At 42.2% G+C, this 19,201-nt stretch carries 15 protein-coding genes and 3 pseudogenes; 4 read left to right on the top strand and 14 right to left on the bottom strand.

Annotated features, from left to right (window positions below; genetic code table 11):
• Positions 1-25 precede the first annotated feature (25 nt).
• The 11 genes and pseudogenes from V7K27_RS34900 to V7K27_RS34850 all read right to left on the bottom strand — a co-directional run bounded on the left by V7K27_RS34900 (position 26) and on the right by V7K27_RS34850 (position 12,090).
• Positions 26-199 carry a hypothetical protein gene (locus tag V7K27_RS34900; protein WP_334953408.1) on the bottom strand — a complete coding sequence of 58 codons (174 nt, stop codon included), beginning with the start codon at positions 197-199 and terminating at the stop codon, positions 26-28.
• A 351-nt stretch (positions 200-550) separates the two neighbouring features.
• A pseudogene (locus tag V7K27_RS34895) lies at positions 551-1,465 on the bottom strand (glycosyltransferase family 1 protein); the annotation flags it as partial.
• A gap of 205 nt (positions 1,466-1,670) precedes the next feature.
• On the bottom strand, positions 1,671-3,542 hold the full coding sequence (locus V7K27_RS34890; protein ID WP_334953407.1) for an ABC transporter ATP-binding protein: 1,872 nt from the start codon (positions 3,540-3,542) through the stop codon (positions 1,671-1,673).
• Positions 3,543-3,797: 255 nt separating this feature from the next.
• Positions 3,798-4,769, bottom strand: a complete 972-nt coding sequence (locus V7K27_RS34885) for a glycosyltransferase (protein ID WP_334953406.1) — start codon at positions 4,767-4,769, stop codon at positions 3,798-3,800.
• A gap of 13 nt (positions 4,770-4,782) precedes the next feature.
• Positions 4,783-6,336: a GMC family oxidoreductase gene (locus V7K27_RS34880; RefSeq protein WP_334953405.1), complete on the bottom strand. Its 1,554-nt coding sequence runs from the start codon at positions 6,334-6,336 to the stop codon at positions 4,783-4,785.
• A gap of 236 nt (positions 6,337-6,572) precedes the next feature.
• Positions 6,573-7,538 (bottom strand): glycosyltransferase, encoded by a 966-nt coding sequence (locus V7K27_RS34875; RefSeq protein WP_334953403.1) that lies wholly within the window; start codon positions 7,536-7,538, stop codon positions 6,573-6,575.
• Positions 7,539-7,655: 117 nt separating this feature from the next.
• Positions 7,656-8,591: a glycosyltransferase gene (locus tag V7K27_RS34870; RefSeq protein ID WP_334953402.1), complete on the bottom strand. Its 936-nt coding sequence runs from the start codon at positions 8,589-8,591 to the stop codon at positions 7,656-7,658.
• Entirely contained in the window at positions 8,588-9,499 is a 912-nt protein-coding gene (locus V7K27_RS34865) for a glycosyltransferase family 2 protein (protein ID WP_334953400.1), read from the bottom strand. The genes V7K27_RS34870 and V7K27_RS34865 overlap by 4 nt, the downstream gene beginning before the upstream one ends.
• 2 nt (positions 9,500-9,501) lie before the next feature.
• Positions 9,502-10,056 (bottom strand): acyltransferase, encoded by a 555-nt coding sequence (locus V7K27_RS34860; RefSeq protein ID WP_334953398.1) that lies wholly within the window; start codon positions 10,054-10,056, stop codon positions 9,502-9,504.
• 17 nt (positions 10,057-10,073) lie between these two features.
• Positions 10,074-10,937 carry a glycosyltransferase family 2 protein gene (locus tag V7K27_RS34855; protein ID WP_334953397.1) on the bottom strand — a complete coding sequence of 288 codons (864 nt, stop codon included), beginning with the start codon at positions 10,935-10,937 and terminating at the stop codon, positions 10,074-10,076.
• A 34-nt stretch (positions 10,938-10,971) separates the two neighbouring features.
• The gene (locus tag V7K27_RS34850) at positions 10,972-12,090 is read right to left on the bottom strand and encodes an exostosin domain-containing protein (RefSeq protein ID WP_334953396.1); all 1,119 of its coding nucleotides are present in this window, start codon (positions 12,088-12,090) and stop codon (positions 10,972-10,974) included.
• Between the two features lie 788 nt (positions 12,091-12,878).
• Between V7K27_RS34850 and V7K27_RS36665 the strand changes: the two are divergent.
• Both V7K27_RS36665 and V7K27_RS36660 read left to right on the top strand, forming a co-directional pair.
• Positions 12,879-13,044 (top strand): annotated as a pseudogene (locus V7K27_RS36665) (ISKra4 family transposase); the annotation flags it as partial.
• Between the two features lie 110 nt (positions 13,045-13,154).
• Positions 13,155-13,479 (top strand): annotated as a pseudogene (locus V7K27_RS36660) (ISKra4 family transposase); the annotation flags it as partial.
• Between the two features lie 35 nt (positions 13,480-13,514).
• Here the strand turns inward: V7K27_RS36660 and V7K27_RS34840 are convergent.
• From V7K27_RS34840 to V7K27_RS34830, 3 genes are all read right to left on the bottom strand, one after another.
• On the bottom strand, positions 13,515-14,936 hold the full coding sequence (locus V7K27_RS34840; RefSeq protein ID WP_334953395.1) for an O-antigen ligase family protein: 1,422 nt from the start codon (positions 14,934-14,936) through the stop codon (positions 13,515-13,517).
• Between the two features lie 48 nt (positions 14,937-14,984).
• On the bottom strand, positions 14,985-15,413 hold the full coding sequence (locus tag V7K27_RS34835; RefSeq protein ID WP_334953394.1) for a hypothetical protein: 429 nt from the start codon (positions 15,411-15,413) through the stop codon (positions 14,985-14,987).
• A gap of 720 nt (positions 15,414-16,133) precedes the next feature.
• Entirely contained in the window at positions 16,134-16,349 is a 216-nt protein-coding gene (locus tag V7K27_RS34830) for a hypothetical protein (RefSeq protein WP_334953392.1), read from the bottom strand.
• A gap of 321 nt (positions 16,350-16,670) precedes the next feature.
• On the opposite strand from V7K27_RS34830, the gene V7K27_RS34825 reads away from it, so the two are divergent.
• Both V7K27_RS34825 and V7K27_RS34820 read left to right on the top strand, forming a co-directional pair.
• The gene (locus tag V7K27_RS34825) at positions 16,671-17,048 is read left to right on the top strand and encodes a DUF1823 family protein (protein ID WP_334953391.1); all 378 of its coding nucleotides are present in this window, start codon (positions 16,671-16,673) and stop codon (positions 17,046-17,048) included.
• A 344-nt stretch (positions 17,049-17,392) separates the two neighbouring features.
• Positions 17,393-19,051 (top strand): alpha-amylase family glycosyl hydrolase, encoded by a 1,659-nt coding sequence (locus V7K27_RS34820; RefSeq protein WP_334953389.1) that lies wholly within the window; start codon positions 17,393-17,395, stop codon positions 19,049-19,051.
• The last annotated feature ends 150 nt before the right edge of the window (positions 19,052-19,201 follow it).

The following is a 19,201-nucleotide window of genomic DNA, read 5'->3' as shown; positions in this document are numbered from 1 at the left end:
GATAAATGCATATTAAACCTCTTGTTCAAGAAAATGGTTTGCCATCAATCCAGTAAATATTTTTGATGCCATTACGCATTTCAAATACACTCGATTCATTAATATTAATATTATCGTCATACAGAGAATTATCTACAATGACTGCTGTATTAACAATGCGACTATAGCCAGTTTTTTGATATTCTCTGAAGGCAGTCATATCGCAGGCTCCACCTCCACCATCATCTCCTGAAATTGCAATTTCATTACATTTGTGAGAGCTTCATTTGAGTAAATTTGATTAATATGTCTGACGATTGGTCGTAGTTACTAGCTGGATACACAATTGCTTTTCAGGCATTGCGAACTGGACTCGATAGGCAAGGAGCAATATAAATCAAGACATTGCACATCAATAAAATTATATTCTGGTTGAAACTTGCCTAAATTTACGGATAAAAAATTTCATAAAATCAATAAAAGCATCGGATAAAGTAATGAGTAAAATATACATATATTTAACTACGCTTTTAAGGTTTATTTTCTCCTCTTTCATAGGCTTTCTCAAGCCTAACTCTTCTAGTTCCAAAAACCGCCAATCTTCCTTACTGCCTACTCTTTGTGCAATTGGTATTACACCGCATGAGTTAGCAGTATCCACCTTAGTGGCATCTTTAACCCATGAAAAATACTTTGATAATCGCACTGGGAAGTAAGTTCTTGTCTGTAGTTTCATCCATTGAGAGACGGCTTTTTTATAACCATAATATTGTTCTTTAAATAAGAGTTGTTTTGGTGTTACATAGGCAAAATGTTGAAAGATCAAATTTAGTTTTTCCGTCTCTTCATGTAGAAAAGGGTTTACCAGTGCTAGATCCCTCCATTCACCATTGGGCAATAGTTCAGCCAGTTTGGGAGGTTCGTGTGCTACCCAGACTAAGCCAGGTTTATATCTCCAAGTTCGTAACCACTCTTGTTGAGGATTCTGAGCATAACAGTTACGAGTACTAATCACCAGATTTTCTCCAACAAAATACCAACACCAGTAAAAAGCAGCAGTCTTATCAGGGTTATCAATAAACATTTTGTGAGCCTTAAAAATCTGCTCAATTGTCCATAGTTCATCTGCATCCACTTGCCACAGCAAACATTCCTCATTGATATTTGCCAGTGGCGCATTTACCATTTCGCGTTTTCCATCCCAAAAAACTCCTTCTGGCTTGCGGTAAACTTTGACATTGTCAGGATATAACCGTGCCAGTTCATCTAAATACTCTGTTGTGCCATCATTACTTCGCCCTTGGCGATGAATTTCATCAGTTATATGTCCACCCAATCCTAAACTCCAACCAGTATCATGTTTCAGATCAGCCACACCCTCAACAATGTGCCAATGCCATCGGAAGGGAAGTTGCTTAAAAACATCAATATGATAGCGAATAAAGGGTTCACCATTCAGGACAATTGTAAAAAAGTGTATTGGCAGTGAAGGAAACGCATCTTTAGATCGATATACGTAGTCTATACTCATTTTGTTTTACCTCTTGATAGAAAAATTGATTAATTACACAACAAATTACTAAACCTGACAAGCTACCTTCAAAACATTGTCTTTATTTTTCTTCGGCATTTGAGCGTGGTGATGCTAGCCGTGACAGCGGATTTTGCCAAACTAATCGAGCCGCATCCGTTCATGAAGAAAGCGGTAGAGATTGCACGTTGTGAAAAGACCAGTAAATGCCACGAGTTTTGAGCAATTGATCGTGAGTTCCTCCCTCAACAATTTCACCGTTTTTCATAACAACGATCCAATCTGCATTGCGGATCGTAGACAAGCGGTGGGCAATGACAATAACGGTTCGATTCTGGCGTAAGCGCTCGATCGCTTCTTGCACGAGCCGTTCAGATTGAGAATCCAGTGCGCTGGTGGCTTCATCAAGAATGAGAATTTCTGGATCTCGCAGAATTGCGCGTGCGATCGAGAGACGTTGACGCTGACCACCCGAAAGCTGTACACCCCGATCGCCAACTAGGGTATCATAACCACGTGGTAGCTGCTGAATGAATTCATCGGCATTGGCTAAAGAAGCCGCCTTGAAGATCACGTCATCACTGACCGTTTCCAGACCATAACCAATATTGTCGCGAATCGACGCATTGAAAATGTAGGTATCTTGGCTCACGATGCCGAATCGCTGCCGCAAAGATGTGAGATCGTAGTTGCGAATATCTTCGCCATCAATGTAGATCGTGCCTCGTGTCACATCATAAAAACGCGGTAAAAGTGCTACTAACGTTGACTTACCAGATCCAGACGATCCAACCAACGCTACAGTCTTACCGCAGGGAATGTCTAAATCAATATCTTTGAGAATCGTTGTGCGATCGTTGTAGCCAAAGCTAACCTTGCGAAACTTAACTCCCTCGCGCAGATGGGAAAACTTGCGTAAGCCAGACTGGGGTGGCTCAGATTGCCGAGAATACAGTGCGTCACACACAATACTCACCGAAGGCAAATATTGATGAATTGCGCCACGCGCGTTATTAATCCGTTTTGTGACTGGTACAATTTTGATCAGTGTCAGCATGAATGCCATCAGTTCTGAGGTTGAGAGTAACCCTCGCGAAATCAGTAACACATAACTGAGCATTAAAATCAACATTGCCACTGCCATAGTGGAAAACTCAGTCAACGGCTCGACAAGTACGGCTTTCTTAGTAACGAGTATGCCAGTGTCTGTAATTTCATCGGAGATACGTTCAAAGCGATCTAACTCGTAGCGTTCTGTGGCGTAAGACTTGACAACGCGGATACCCGCCAACGTATCGAGAATGCGAATGTTGAGATCGTGTCGCGCATCGACTAATGCTTTACCAAACCTTCTAATTCGACGCAGCAGTTGGTTTAAACCAAAGGCCACACTGGTAATTAGCACGACAATCAGCAGTGTTAGTTGCCACGAAACCAGCAGCATAGTTCCAAGATAGGCTATTAGAATAAAACTAGCAGCGATTAACGAAATCAGAAATGACAGCATGATGTTAATGCTAATCATTTCTCCTAGCGTGCTTGACAATGTGCCTAACTTTTGATTGTCAAAGAATGCGATCGGTGCATGGATATATTTCTCATAAAGGCGCTTTCTAAATAAAGCAATAAGTTTCTCACGATAAAAGGTAGTTAAAACATCAGCCATGTAGCTAAAGTAGCTTTTTAAGGCCAGCGACCCTAGCATCGCCAGCAATAAAATTCCGATCAGCGTTGCTTTGGACTGTTGACTGAGCCATAGACCAACACCTGGCAAAATCCCCGCAAGCAGATGAAAGTCATTTCCCTCATTGAGCAGCAGCCGCAAAAATGGAATTGTTAGACCGATGCCTACGCCGTCTAGCAATGCAGCTAAGATCATTGCGATCATTCCCAAGTAAAGACGCTGGCGGGGAATTTTCATGCCCATCTGCATCAAGCGTTCTAGGCTTTGCCATTCGGAATTCAATGGTAAATTTAAGCGGAATTTTTTGTGGTTTTGGCGGCGACTCAATCGAAGATTTCTACTTTTCACAATAAGTTCTTAAAATGTGTGAATGGTTAAACTGACAATAGTTGGTTAGTCGGTGAGCAGTCAACGAAAATCGGCGGGAATCCCATCCCTTCAAGGGGTGGGAGGAATAGCCGCCCACCGATTTAGTCATTAGTCATTAGTCATTAGTCATTGGTACTAATGACTAATGACTTTGATTTGCCTCCGGCTTCAAGCCGGGGGATGAGTTAAAATCATCCGTGACGATCAACGCTGCACAATTCAATCAGCGATCGCTCAAGTAGAAGGACGCAACCAAGTTTCTACAAAATATCCCCAACGTAGGGATAATTCCATCTTTAGCGGAATACGGATTTGCAAAGCTGACTCAAACGGGTTGATAAGTTTCCAAGAATCAAGCAACGCTAGCAGGAGTCTCCACAAACTACTGATTTGCTGTCGAATTCTCGATTTACCCAACATATTTTCGATCAATGCAACTGAGCGCCCTTGCCAAAAGTTGCGCCGCACTAACCAGTTGGGGTCAATGCGTTCTTTGGGAATCCAATGATCGATCGCGGCTTCGGGATGGTAATAAAAACCTCCTCCCTGACTTTGGAGAGTCGCATTGAGTAAATATTCTTCGCCGGAAAGTAGACTCTTGCCTCTGCGCCCTAGCTTCTCGTGAAAGCCGCCGATTTTCAAGAGCGCATCACGCTGGTAAGCTACGTTTGCACCCCAAGGAAATTCATTGGGGCGGAACCAGCGAGGCTGATCGCCGCCATCGAGGATCGTAAATAGACTCTCCATCGTTGGATGAACCCAATCCGGTTTAGGTAACTCCCAAAGTGGGCGGATCAATCCACCAACACAAACAGGCTCAGGCTGCACAGTTTGAAATGCGTGCAGTAACGAAGCCAACCAAGCAGGACAAGGAATGGCATCATCATCAAGAAAAGCAATGTAAGAACTCTTCACTTCCTGTAGAGCAGTGTTGCGTGCTTTTGATAACCCCTGAATCGGCTCAAAAACATAGCGTAAATGGGGCAGAGATGTCTCAAAGGTTTGGCACACGCTGTGGGTGCTATCCGTTGAGGCATTGTCTATTACCAGAATCTCAAACCGAGATGCTTCTAAGGTTTGATGGCATAAGGCTTCTAGGGCAAGTTGCAGGCGATCGGCGCGGTTATAGGTGCAAATTGCCACCGAAATACAGGGAACTTTTTCACTAGGCGATACTGCAAGTAGATTGTAGGTTTGAGATTTCATATGTCCGTGGAACTTACAGATTTCCTTGACGGGACTGGTCTAAAATGTAATCGCAAGCACGAACTGTCAAAGCCATAATCGTTAACGTTGGATTCTGGCAGCCTTGTGAGGGAAAGCAGGAACCATCGGTAATAAATAAATTCGGTATATCCCAGCTTTGATTAAAGCGATTCAGCACAGAAGTTTTCGGGTCATTTCCCATACGGGCCGTTCCGACTTCATGAAAAGCGGTGCCAGGAGGAGCTAATGTACGGCTTTCTAATTCCACTAAAAACCCAGTCGCCTCTGCCATTTCTTTGAGGGTTTGTAGCTGGTCTTGAGCCATTGCAACTTCGTTGTCTGAAAAGGCGCAAGAAATATGAGCAACAGGAATTCCCCAAGCATCTTTGCGATCGCGGTCTAGTGTGACATAGTTTTCAAATCGGGGTAGCATTTCGCCAAAAGCAGTCATAGTGAAGGGGACTCGATCAGAGTCTTCAGGAACTTCGCGCGCCGCCGAACCTTGTATTCCGTAGCCGCGAATAAAGTTAGGATGTCGATCGCAAATGTTGCGAAACTGGGGAATGTAAAACCCACCTGTCGGCTGGTTGCGTGCAAAGGATTCTGGGTTGGGAATGATGCCTCTGACTAGTATGGAATTAAGATGATCCATCAGATAATGACCCAGCACACCTGAAGAATTGCCTAACCCGTTTGGATGCTCACGAGTTGTAGAATTGAGCAGTAGACGCGTCGATTCAATCGATGAGGCACATAGAATCACGACTTTGGCATAGATTTCGTAACTCTTGTGAGTATAACGATCAATGACTGCCACTCCCTTGGCTTTACCTGTATCAGAATCGACTATGATATGGCTGGCAATAGTGTTTGAGCGCAGCTTCAGTCGCCCGGTTTTTTGAGCGATTGGGACAGTAGATGGTGGCGGTGCAAAGCGCCCAGGAATAACTCGGCGATCGCTCCATCGACTTTCGACAGCAACTTTGAAAAGTTCTTCGCCATCGCTCAATACTCTATGGGGAAGAACGACTGAATCAGGAAGTTGGGGAATTCCTTCGACAGTTCCTCGCACACCCACCCAGCGTTCGACGCGAGCATAGTAAGGAGCGAGGTCTTGATGACTGATTGGCCAATTTTCTCCATATCCATCGTGATTGGCTGCTTTAAAGTCGTAGTCTGAGAGCCGATAAAGTTGTCGCCCATGAGCTTTAACAACCATGCGTCCACCAACTTGTCGGCTGCGTAGCCAGATAAACGCTTTATCCTCTGGGGTGGTGTAAGGATTGTCGATATCATCGACAAAATTTTCATAATTCCATTCCCAAGCAAACGTTTTGGATTGAATCGGTTGGCGTTGGAGCGAGAGCGATCGCTGATCAACCTTACCTCGATATTTCAACTTACGTAAAATATCTTGCTTGAAAATCAACCATTCTTTTTGGCGGGGTGTTTCACCTGCATCGAGCAAGCAAACCTGCATTCCTCCTTCAGTAAGTTGTTTCGCAGCCCAACCACCACTGGCTCCTGCACCAACGACGATAGCATCATAAACTTTTTGCTTTCCCATAGCTATAACAACCCAATTGAGCGTGAAGTCCTAATAGTTAACTAAGTTTTTCAAACTGTTTTTTAGACCGATAATCTCGAATCCGTTGAATCAATCTATTGACCTTACTATTGCTCTGATGCTCTAGCCCCCAATGAATCAGATTGTTAATGATGAAACAAAGTTTATCTTTGGAAAAACAAAACTGAGGATAGGTCAAAAGCGCGCCCCAGAAAAAGTAACTCCCTTGACGATCGCTAAATTTTTACGTGTTGATAAACGGGTAGAGCCACAGTGGAATCATCTGGATCGACCTGCATTTTTTGAATTTGCTTCGCCGCCAGGTGTTGAGCTTGTTTGGTTGCTTTCAAAAACCTGCGATCGCGTGGACTCATCAGCCAAGACGTGAGAAAATAGCGGGCTTTTGTGCGCCAAGAAAGTTGATCTTGCGGTCTATTTCTTAAAAAATCCATGATGGCTCTAGAATAAACGATTCCTTTGACCAACTTGAGCAAATAGCCCTCGCTCAGACGCTCGATCGGCATGATGTGGACGAGTTTTAAGCGTGAAAACCGACCTAATCCTAGCTCCACATCTAGCGCGGCTAAAGCAATATCAAAATCTTCGCAGCGCAGCAATAATTCACCGCGTTGCCCTAAACTCAAGCGACGCGGATCTGACTTTACTAAATCAATGTACTTTTGCGCCACCGGCTTACGAATACACATACCCGCCCCTACAGGCATGGTTTCGGCTAAATCTAGGTTTGACCAAACATCTTTCTCGAACTGTGCGATCGCCAACAAGGGCCACATCGGACGAGTCCATTCTTCTGGTGTTCCACCTTGAAAATCGGCAGTTGATTGGCCGCCCCAAACACCTAAATGCGAATAATTCTCGGAAATTTTGATCGCATGGTGCAAGTAATTTGGGTCTAAAACATTGTCATCATCCACAAAGATGGAAATAGCTCCTTGACTTTCCTTTAAACCCCGGAAGCGAGCAAATACAGTTCCTAGTTGGGGTTCAAGAACGTGTCTAGCATGAGGATGCCAACTCAGGTCGATGGAATCTGCCAAGGGCTGCTGGCTGGCGTTATCAACCAACAGTAGCTCCCATTGTGTTTGAGGCAGTGTCTGGGATTTCAGTGCTTCTAGAACTCGGTCGAGATAGGCAGGCTGGGGATTGTGACTGCAAATCACGACACTGATAACAATATTCATAAGATACTTATTTCGCTAATTTCTAAACTGTCAAATTTTCGGAATCTCGTATATCTGCTCGATGCGGCTCTTCGGAGTGTATAAATATTTTTGCACTACTACTTACAACATGATTAACTAGCGAAGTAAGCGCGGAGGTTGTCGTCCTTGATAAGCAAGCTTTGCTGTCCAAGTGCCTACAAAGTGATGCCACAACACAGCGAGCCTTAGCAAATCTTGGGGTAATTCCCATCTGGGCGATCGCTTAATCGGAGCGACAATCACGCGAGCGATCGTTGTCCAAGGATAAACGGCTAAACCAATTAAAAACTTGATGAAGTACTTTAGTGGTTGTGGAACTGGAGCCATTTGGGGATGATTTGCAGTTAGAAAAAACCAGCCATAGGCATCTCGTTCTAAAACGTAAGTAAAATCTTTCAGTTGTGTGCGGTAAGAGTGCTGCACGACTGCCTGACCTTCTTCGCAAATCTTTAGCGTATAGTGTCCTGATTGCACTACCCGCCAACTCATCTCAACATCTGGCCCAGAAAAATTTTCTTGATCGAAGAGTCCGAGTTCATCGAAAACCGCTTTGCGGTACATAACATTAGCCGTCACAACATAGGGCTGAATCCGAGCCGTTCCTCGGCTATGATTTGGGCTTTTGAAAACGCATCCTTCAAAGTAATTGATGTAGTTGGTAATCGTGCGTGGTACTAAACTACCGCCGACAGCACCGATCTGCGGCTGATCAAATGCTTGCCAAAGTTCTAGTAACCAATTAGGACTGACAATACAATCGGCATCGGTAAGGGCGATAAACTCTCCTTTAGCTTGGCGGATAGCTGTGTTGCGGGCTGCATAGGGACCAGGTACTGGCTCTTGCAGGACTGTAATTGGATAAGTGTGTAGAATCCTCAAACTTTGATCGCTTGAATTGTTATCAACGCCCAAAATCTCTAAGCGATCGGACGGCCAGTTGAGCGCCATCAGCGAATCCAGCAGGTTAGTAAGTTCTTGTTCCTCGTTATAAATCGGGACAACAACAGAAATTAAAGGCAGGTCAGTATTCATAGCGCTTTGGCAGAAATCAGAGGATTGCGGGGACGATGTAACCATTTGCGCGTCAGACGTTCAACAATAAATTGCGGAATTGCTCGGTAGCCTTGTTTGAGCGATTCCCAAGCCAGTTGCTTTTTACCTGAGCGGAAGTAAGCCCAAGCCACATCTACTTGGCGACGAGCGATCGCTAGATTGATTGCCGCCTTAGCGCTGGGATTGTCACTTTGAACGCCTTGTTTCATGACCAAGAGTTCATCGAGGGCAATCTGGAGATAATCGACGGTGAGACTACTCGGACGCTTGCGGTAAATGGTGAGAGCATCAGCAATAAAACTGACTTCCCATCCATCTTGAGCAATTTCTAACCAGAGTTGATAATCTTCACCTGTGCGAAACCGAGCATCAAAACCCCGTCTACCTTTGAGACAATCGGCACGAATTACAACTGTGCTGCTGGTTCCTGTCCAGTTACGGATGAGAAAATCTTGCCATTGCAGGGTAGATTTAGTCGGTGGTGCAAACCAAGGCGTCAAGCGATCGCCTTCTGGACGATCATAGAAAACTTCAAACCAGTTGAAACTCAAGCCAATTTTGCCATTCATCTGCATTCGCTCAAAATGAGCTTCAAGTTTGCGAGGATGCCATAGATCATCTGCATCTAAAAAGGCAATCAACTCTCCTTTTGCTAGTTGTAAGCCTGTATTGCGAGCCGCTGCAGGTCCTGCATTGGTTTGATAGACATAACGCAGCGACTGATGATCGGAGAACTTATGCACTCGATCAACCGTATCGTCGGTTGAACCATCATCAACAACAATTACTTCAAAATCACCATAGCTTTGAGCAAAAACTGAAGCCAAAGACTGCTCAATATAAGCGCTGGCATTGTAAACCGGGATGATAATACTGAAATTAGGCATGACTACAAAGACAAAGGCTGATAGGCTGGCTTTTGTAAAGGGCGAATCAAACGAGCAGGCACTCCACCTACTAAGGTGTAGGGCGCGACATTGCAAGTTACCACTGCACCTGCTGCAACTACGGCTCCACGTCCAATTGTGACACCTTTAAGCACGATCGCTCTTGTCGCAATCCACACATCGTCTTCAATCCGAATCGGTTCCGCCGGGGAAGGACTATGCCGATCTTCTAATCCATGAAAGTCGCTGTCTAGAATCGATACGCCATTGGCAATTTGGACGCGATCGCCAATTATCACCTCAACTTTGGCTGAAATCGTGGTGCCAGTGTTGATAAAAACGTGATTGCCAATTTGCAACACACCATCAGCACCAACCTCCAATTGACTACGACTCAAATGTGACCAGAGACTGAAGTCATCACCAATGATTAGCTGTCCAGCATTTTGGATTAGGGGAATCCCCCAAGATTTTGGCGCAGTACCAACCGAACTACAACCTCGTAATGCCCATCGAGTTACAAGCGTATTTTTTTGCTGACGAAGCCAAGTAAACATAGAATCTTGTTGTTGCCTCAACCTGCTAGAAAATCAAAGCGAAAAAAGTCGCGGGTGCCAAATCTTTCTTTGAAAATGGCAATTCGCTCATCAAGGGGAATCTGGAAGATGCGATCGTTGTTGTAATAGTTCAACTGGTGGCTGGGAACGATATAACGCTGCCAGTTTAGATCCATATCAAGCAATTGATAGTGGATGAAATTATGTTGATTGACTTCTCTGGCTGCACAGATGGTCTTCAGTCGTTGTTGAATTTGCTCTGGATCGCGATATTGATAATGACAATTAGGAATTCGGTAGGAGCATTTTTTGGGTTTTTTGGTTCCTTTAAGCGGTCGCAGATAACCTATTGGATTGTCTGCATCCGTATACTCAGGCCAGATTGTATCGGTATCAATCCGAAACAACCGTTGCTCGATGTTGGTGAAGCGATAGTATCGCCGCCTTTGAGCAATCGGGTATTCTCTCGAGTCCAGTCCACGCTGGTAGTGCTGCCAATCTACATCCGTAAAGTGAAAGTTGTATTGAGTAGTATTGATCTGCTGGGCTCCTTCTCGTTCAGCAATAGAAATACCCTTTTGTGGATTCTCAGCTAAAAACTCATCAGCATCCAAAATGTACAGCCAATCTCCTATTTCAAAGCTATCGCGCACTGCATTGAAAACTTGAGCACGCAAACCGAAATGAAAATTAGACACCTTTTCATACCGAAACGGGATGATGATATCATTAGCAGCCTTTTGAACTTGCTGCCAAGTATTATCTATACTGCCCGTATCAAAAACGTAGATTTTATGGCAGAAGTTGCTAGCAAACTGCAAAGTCTCAGCGATCACGTCGCCTTCGTTTTTAGCTAAACAGATAGCATGGATGCGTGTCATAATAAATGTTTTGTAACAGCCGTTCGATTATGTTCTAAAAGTAACGATGGAAATTAGCGAAAAAGCCTTCGGGGGAAAGCCACTCTAACCAGAGTTTCCGACATTCAATTTGAAGGTCTTGAAATTGTTGTGGTGTTAGTCGAGCATGAAACTCGCGGATGCGATCGCCTAGATAGGGCAAATCTGCTTCTTCAACCCATATGCAATAACGCTTCCAATCAATATACTGCTCAAATGGTAGTTCGCAGTCAGTATTGATGAACACCGGAATTCGACCACAACTAAGGGTCTCGTAGAAACGATAGGAAAAATTGCCGCCGCCTCTAGTACAGAGAATATAGTCACTGTTGAGCATGTTATCGACGAATTGCTCACGTTGAGGCAGAGTCAGTTTTTCGGTGTGATGAAGCACATCGTGAATTCTAAAGTTGCATTGCAAGCCTCGACTCTTAGAAAGAATGAACAATGCTTGCTCCCTAATCCGCGAACCATATAGCCAGGGTAAGTCGTGTTTTACAAGTTCAATTCCAAATTTCGATACAATGTCAGCTGCTTTAGGAGTTGCGCCAAGTTGCAAACGTAGCTGATTTGTGAGCTGATTTCTCGACTGCACAAGTGAGCCATAACCGCAATAGCCCACAATTGGCTGACTAGACTTGCTCCGCAATGGTATTTTTCCCTGACAGTAGTTTTCTACAAAATCTTCACTCCAAGCGGGAATGACGGACTCGTTGTGCAGACGAGTTGAACGATTGATAGATGTGCGAAAGACTAAAGCATTGTCGAGTTCAACAGATGTGGTCGCATCGTCCAAGTAAAAAACAACGAGCGGAATACCTCGGCTCATTGTTTCTTGAGACATTTGTTGAACAATCTTTAGAGACTCAGGATGAGTGGTAAATTTTGACCAATCAAAAGGCAGCAGTGCTATTTGAGCGTTTTCTAGCTGAGTCAGCTTGAATAAATCAGAAGCAACATCAATGTAGGTGTTGTAGCGACGGCTCATGGGATTCAATGAGACTTCATCGCTTTTACCCCAAAAGGGATACAACATAGCAATATGTTGTATCCCCTCAGGCAAATAACATCGATCCGAGTAAATGTGCAATTGCTTTGCAACTACTTCTTCTCGTTTTTCATATGTATTTCTCATGTCCAAATTTATTTAAAGTTTTTCAATTGCCTAGTGCTGGAAACACCAAAATACTTGTTTAGATAAGTTTAAATAACCAATGATTTTTGTTACACGAATTCTGTCATTCGACCTCCTTTTTCAGCGAAAACGCAAAAATTGAAGGTTACGTTGGAGAAACTGAGATCAAAATGACCATCAAAGCTCACTCCTAAGCATCAAGATATGCTTAATTTGTCATAAATTTTTCAACAATGAGGCTTTGTGAATCCAATTTCAACAAAGCTTGGTTTTCTCTCTAACCCTGCTAGTTCCTAATATCTCTGGTAAACTAATTTTTTTATTTTACTATTTGTGCAATCCAATTGAAATGATCTGCTATTTTTCAAATATTCAGCCATCTACCTTTAATCTGATTATTTTTGCGACACATCAACAGATATACCTTTGATTAGGGTTTTTTCTGACTCACGAGTGCGAAACAACCTTAAACGAGCATCTATATTGTACGCAGCTTCGGTAATTAGAATCTAAGTATTCCTCGGTAGATATAATCTATACTGTTTATCTAGCTTTACATAATTTCGTGTTTACCCCGATTTAACTTATGAGCCTTGCTTTCCCATAATCTAACATCTCTGGTTAGGCGATACATACATTTCACAGTATCTTTACTTAAGTTGTTAAAGATATTTATATTCCATCGGGTTAGTAGTCTTTGTCAGTTACTTAGGAATGAGGATTAAATAAAGTGCAAAACTGGTGACAGAGCATAGTAGATTGAATTCGTGGGTTTGGTGGGTGCAGTATTGGCAAAAATAGAAGCAGTAGTACGCGCTCAAATGCAGGAATATGTCATGCCAGAACTAGGTTTTTTTTATCGAAAATGCCACAGGAGAAAGCAGAGGATACAAATGAAAAATAAAAAGTATTATTGGAGAACTGCCAATTACAAACTCGCAAGCACAAAAGCTATAAATTAGACCTGATAATCGAATGGCACTAAGAAAAGCCCAAAGGCTTGTGTCGCCTCGTTAAGAGCCTCCAGGCTCTTAACGAATTCCGAGAGGGCTGCTGCCTCTGGTCATCGTCAAAATTTTGAATTACCACAAGTCGAATCAACTGTAGAGGAATTGAGTGTGGATGGGGGAAATATCCGCATTCAGTACACCAATTGGAAAACCCTGTGATTGGAAGGGTTATAAAGCTACCTGTTTACATGAAAAACAGGCGATTGCTGCCTCATTTCAAGAAAATAGTCTTGTCATTGATTGGGTTTTGACCCAATCACTTGCTCCGATCTTGACCTGTATTGGCGATGGCCATGACGGTATTTGGAATATTGTCCGCGATTTCGCTCCCGAACACCAGCGTCGTGAGCTACTAGATTGGTTTCATTTGATGGAAAACTTTCTATTCTGGAGATGTCTATTTATGTAAAAGTTCTACTGAAAGTGCGCTGAAGGTAATGCTGTGCTTGAATCTGACCTAAGTGGAAACTTGCTCCAATTCCAAGAAGCGATCGCTAACATTGAAAACCAGTAGAAGAAAAGTGCTGTATGACTCCAGACGTTTTCGGTCAGCATTCCAACCATTGCTGCTAAAAGAAAAGCGAATAAAACTGAACAAAACTGTTTTTGTGAAGGATCGCTCAAGGGAGAGCGAATAATTTGCAGCAGTCGCAGTAGTTGTACACCCAAAAACAAAAGAAATAAAACCAGACCTACAATTCCTTCCTCAACTAGTGCCCGAACATAATCATTATGTGCCCAAGCAAACATAGGTCCAAAAGCATTTGTTGTTTGGAGTCCATAGCCAAGCAGGGGAAAATGTTGCCAGTGCCCGACGAGTGAAGTCCATTGAGCAATTCTCCAATTAAAGCTATTGTCATCGGACGCAGCGAGCAAGACGGCACGCGATACATCAATATCTGGATTGAGCAATGGAGTTTGTGTAATAGAAATTAGGCGTTCTCTGCCGAAATCGGTACTCGCAAATAACCCAACCATGACAGCAAGCAATAAAATTCCTCCAAACGTTTTGGCAAAACTTAGGCGAGGAATGACCAGTGTAGCAATCAAAACTACCAACATCCCAATGCCTACTAATACCTTAGTAGTCACCAAATAAAACACGAGTATACCAAGCAAAAGAAACCAAGGAAGGCGTTTTTGGGCAATGCTAAGTTTCCAGTAAACTAAGCCGATGAAAAAAATTAAAAAGGTTACAAATGTGTTTGCTACACCTAATGTTCCATTAATGCGAAAATCATGCTGATTAGCATTAACCGCAAGAAACGATGGCAGAAACTGACCAGGAACGACAAGTTGCAGAAAGGCTGTTGAGAGTGGGATAACCAGCGCGAGAAAGAGACTGTTAACGATTTGCTCCGGATGCAACCGTTCTTTCAACTGAAGTATCAGTAGGTAAGACATCAACCAAGACAAAATTCGCACCCACTCACGAACCGCATCTGACAAATATTCGCTACCCAATCCTAAGCCACCTAAAGGAAGCAGAACAACCCATATTCCTTGAACGACTAACCATCCTGCAAAAAAGCACCAGAAACTGTCGATATGTACAGTCTGTTTGGATAAAAGGCGAACAATCACATAGATTAGCGTCAAGGCTGAAATTCCAATCGCAAATGCACCAGTCAGTCCTTTGTCTGAAAAAGGATCAAGCGTACTTCGTACAATTAAAAGCCCAATAACAGTCAGCTCAAAGTTTTTGAAAAAGAAGATAATAAATGCAGGAACAAATAGAATTAGACCGACATAGAGAGGGTTAACTCCAATGAGAAGGCCGGCCACAATTCCCATCAATATGCCAATTAATCCAACCCAATACCTTGAATATGCCATTTGTATTTTTCTGATTGTCCTAACCAGTTTTTGAGCAGTTGTGGTTTACTATTTAATAAAATTAAAGTCTTTTATTGCTGAACTTCCCAATGTCCGCGACTGCCGTCGGGTAAACTCACTAACTGACTGATTACCATCTGGATTCACTACACCCTGTACCTGTTGCCACAGTTCTTGCTGTGCGATCGAAAGATCATACGTGTCCTTTCCTGTTTTGCGAACATGATACCATTGAGTTTTATTACATATTTTGCACCAAAAAGCTTCTAACCACTCGTCCTTCAGAGGGACAGTGGACTTGTTCGATAGCAACAATAAAGCAGTCTTGCGACTAACTCCACGTTGTTGGAGCTGAACCGAGAGATCGGCAAATAAGAGATATTTTTGGCTAACGCTATCTAAATAGGAAGCATCGATTGAGCAGTAGATTTTGCGTCGTTTTGAACGTTTCCGGTTGAGATCACATCTTCGGTGCATTCGATTTTACTCCACACAACTTGGAATGGGCTATTTAACAGTATTTAAGTGGGTGGAAATAAATAAGCAAGATTATGTAAACAAAGGTTAAGGAAGAAATTACGATGATGCTACGCGCCATCGACACCCACAATCTGTTTACTTTTTTGCACCCACTTAACTATCGATAACTTCATTGACGATTTTGGCAGCCAGTTCTGGATTACTGCCTTTATAAGAAAGTTGTACGATATTGAATATTTACTTCTTCAAACTTGCGTAAAGATTCCATCGTCATAATATATACAAATTTTATAAATAAAGACTATTTACTTACAGCAGATTTTTCTCAGTATTTTCCCGGCAGTAGCGCTGTAGTCTACTTTTGGATCGTAATATTTGTGTTAATTGTCAGCAGCTAATGCCTTTTTATTGAGGTTGTTCAATATCTGAAGCAAACTAATAGTTTTATCGGTCGCAAAATTAACTGAGATTGCTTGATATTATCCTGACAGCAAAAACACGATTACTCACAATTTTATCCCTTGTTTAGAGGCTTTCCATTTTTGGTTAACTTACTTTGGTGTTATTACTGATGCAAATCATTGATTAGTAATCTAATATTTAACATCATATTATGTAAAAAGACTTAATTGAATAACTTTACGAACAATTCATACATGGCACACGGTTAGCGCGTCTCAAACGCTATTGACAGGAAGGGTTAGCGCGTCTCAAACCCTATTGACAGGTGGATTCTAGCAGAGGGAAGAGTTTTTGAACTTCATCGGTAGTTTTATTCCAATGCTGAATCGAACGCACTACCATGACTACTGTCGTTAGTCCTACCCATTGGTTTTGTTCATGAAGTGCTGGTAGTTTTGAGACTGGAACAGTATAAACTTTACGATTTTCGATGCAGTGATGTGCTTTTTCTACCCGTTCACTAATACTCACATTAACACCTTTAAATCCCAGGGATTGCGCTGTTTCAAAGCAAATCTTTACGATTTCCAGTCTACCTAGTTTGTGTATACACAACCTGTTTTTAACTCCAACTCGCAAAATTAATCACGGTCTTCGTCATCGTCATTACTGTGATTTTTGGACTAGCGATCGCTATTATCCCACTCTTGATCGCGTCGTTTCTCCTTGCCACCGATTATATTTATAAACATCGTTACTCCCCATTCTCCATATCAGTCGTAGTCTAAATACCTGAAAACTGCTGTAATTTAATCAGTAGTCAGTTTTTCCACTTGGAATTTTGAATTGTTTATGTCTAACCTGCCACCACTCAATATAGAAACAATTTGGGCAATTCTTGACGAGAAACTTGATGATGCCACAGTTAACCAGTTGCTATGGCATTATTTAGGCTATCGCTATGATTCCTCAACTGCACAATGGGACACTAGCCAAGTTACACCAGAATGGCAGAATGAGTACCCACAACCACCAGATTTCATTGAATCTCGCCCCGCAACAGTCAAGTTGACTCGTTCCATTCCTGCGGAAAATAAACAAATGCTAAAAGAAAAACTGGGTTTCAAAGGTTATAAAATTGGTGAATTTGGCCCTCGGCAAACTCGCAGGGCGACGGCGGCGAATTGGTTGTTAAGTTATCTGCAACAAACCAACGACAAAATTGAGTAATCTTATCAGCAGATATTTGGCAAAAAATAATATCCTATTTTTACCAAATATCTGCTGTATTAGAATTTAATAAAAAGCTATTGATTTATTTACTTAATTTTTGCAGTTAGATGTAATAGGATTTTAAAATTAGTAGTTTTATAGGTAAAATCTGTATTTTAGTCAATTAATAAATGCTGTAAACAGTCAAACATCAAAAAAAATAGTGAAATTATATAAATAATTAATAAATTATTCCTGAAGATAGAAGCACTCGTTATCTAATTCTTTCTCTAGAGCGATTTGCAAATTCAATTGAACATCAGAGAATAATTCTATCAACCCTTGATATTAGAAATACTTCTATGGCAAAGCCAATTGAATTTAATTTATTTGCACCTTACAACAAAGGAGCCGCATTAATTGGTTCTTTTTCTGATTGGCAAGAAATTCCAATGGAAAAAGGTGATGATGGTTATTTCCGCACAAGTGTTGAACTAGAAGACGGCGTTTATAAATATAAATTCCGCGTCCAGTCAAATTCATGGTTTTTTGAACCAGAACAATGGGTTGATGTTACAGACCCCTATGCAACTGATATAGATGAACAAAGTGGAAAAGATGATGGTGTTATCCGGGTCAAAGATGGGCAAAGGATTACTGATACCTATGTTTGGCAACATGATGATAAACCTTTACCTGCTGACCACGAATTAGTAATTTATGAATTGCATGTCGGTGACTTTTCTGGTGGCGAGGATGACCCTTATGCACGAGGCAAGTACAAACACGTCGTTGAAAAGTTAGATTATTTGTGTGAACTGGGAATCAACGCTATTGAGTTGATGCCACTTAAAGAATATCCGGGTGATTATAGTTGGGGTTATAACCCCCGCCACTTCTTTGCAACAGAATCTAGTTATGGTTCAACTGCTGAGTTGAAAAAATTGATTGATGAGTGTCATGCCAGAGGTATTCGTGTAATTATTGACGGTATTTATAACCATTCAGAAGCATCTGCTCCTTTAACACAAATTGACCACGATTATTGGTATCATCACGAACCTCGTGACCCTGATAATAACTGGGGACCTGAGTTTAATTATGAACATTATGACGAAAAATTAGATATTAATCCAGCCTGGAAATTTATTGGTGATACAATCCGTTTTTGGATATCAGAATATCATCTTGATGGTATTCGCTATGATGCGGCGCGGCAAATTGCTAACTACGACTTCATGCACCGGATTGTTCAGGAAGCGAAAAAAACTGCTGGCACGAAGCCTTTTTACAACGTTGCCGAACACATTCCTGAAACTACCAGCATTACCAATGTAGATGGGCCAATGGATGGTTGTTGGCATGATAGTTTCTATCATTGCATTTTAGAACATATCTGCGGTGATACATTTGATTTAGAGCGTTTAAAAGATGTCATTGACTGCAAGCGCCAAGGCTTCTTGGGTGCCACCAATGTAGTAAATTACCTCACCAACCATGACCATAACCATGTCATGGTAGAACTGGGGAACCGTGAGATTTTTGACGAAGAAGCCTTTAGGCGGGCTAAATTAGGAGTAGCCATCCTCATGACTGCTGTTGGCGTACCTTTGATTTGGATGGGAGAGGAGTTTGGCGAGTATAAACCGAAACAACCTGAATCATCCAAAATCGATTGGACGCTGTTAGGTAATGATCTAAATCGTAGTTTATTTGATTCATACAAAGGCTTAACCAACCTGCGTAAAAATAATCATGCCCTCTACACCGAAAATATTGATTTTATCCACGAAAATGCAGAGGCAAAAGTATTAGCTTATACTCGTTGGAATGATGAAGGTTCTCGTGTAGTCGTAATAGCAAATTTCTCAGAAAACTTCCTAGCTGGCTATCATGTTCCTAACTTTCCTAGCCCTGGTACATGGCACGAGTGGACAGCCAATTATGATGTCGAAGCTGGTGATGATGGCATCATAACTGACTTGGGGCCATACGAAGCTAAAGTTTTTGTATGGCAGTAATGATATATACTACCACTGATACCATTTCAGACAAACCCTGATACATATAGATTTCTCGTAGGGGCACAGCAATGCTCATTGGTGTCAACTTAAGACGATAAAGCCCATATTTGTTGGGTGTAAGCGTCAATCTCTCGATGACGCTTACGC

This window comes from Nostoc sp., assembly GCF_036919575.1.
Taxonomy (GTDB): domain Bacteria; phylum Cyanobacteriota; class Cyanobacteriia; order Cyanobacteriales; family Nostocaceae; genus Nostoc.
This window is presented reverse-complemented; position numbering and strand designations above follow the sequence as displayed.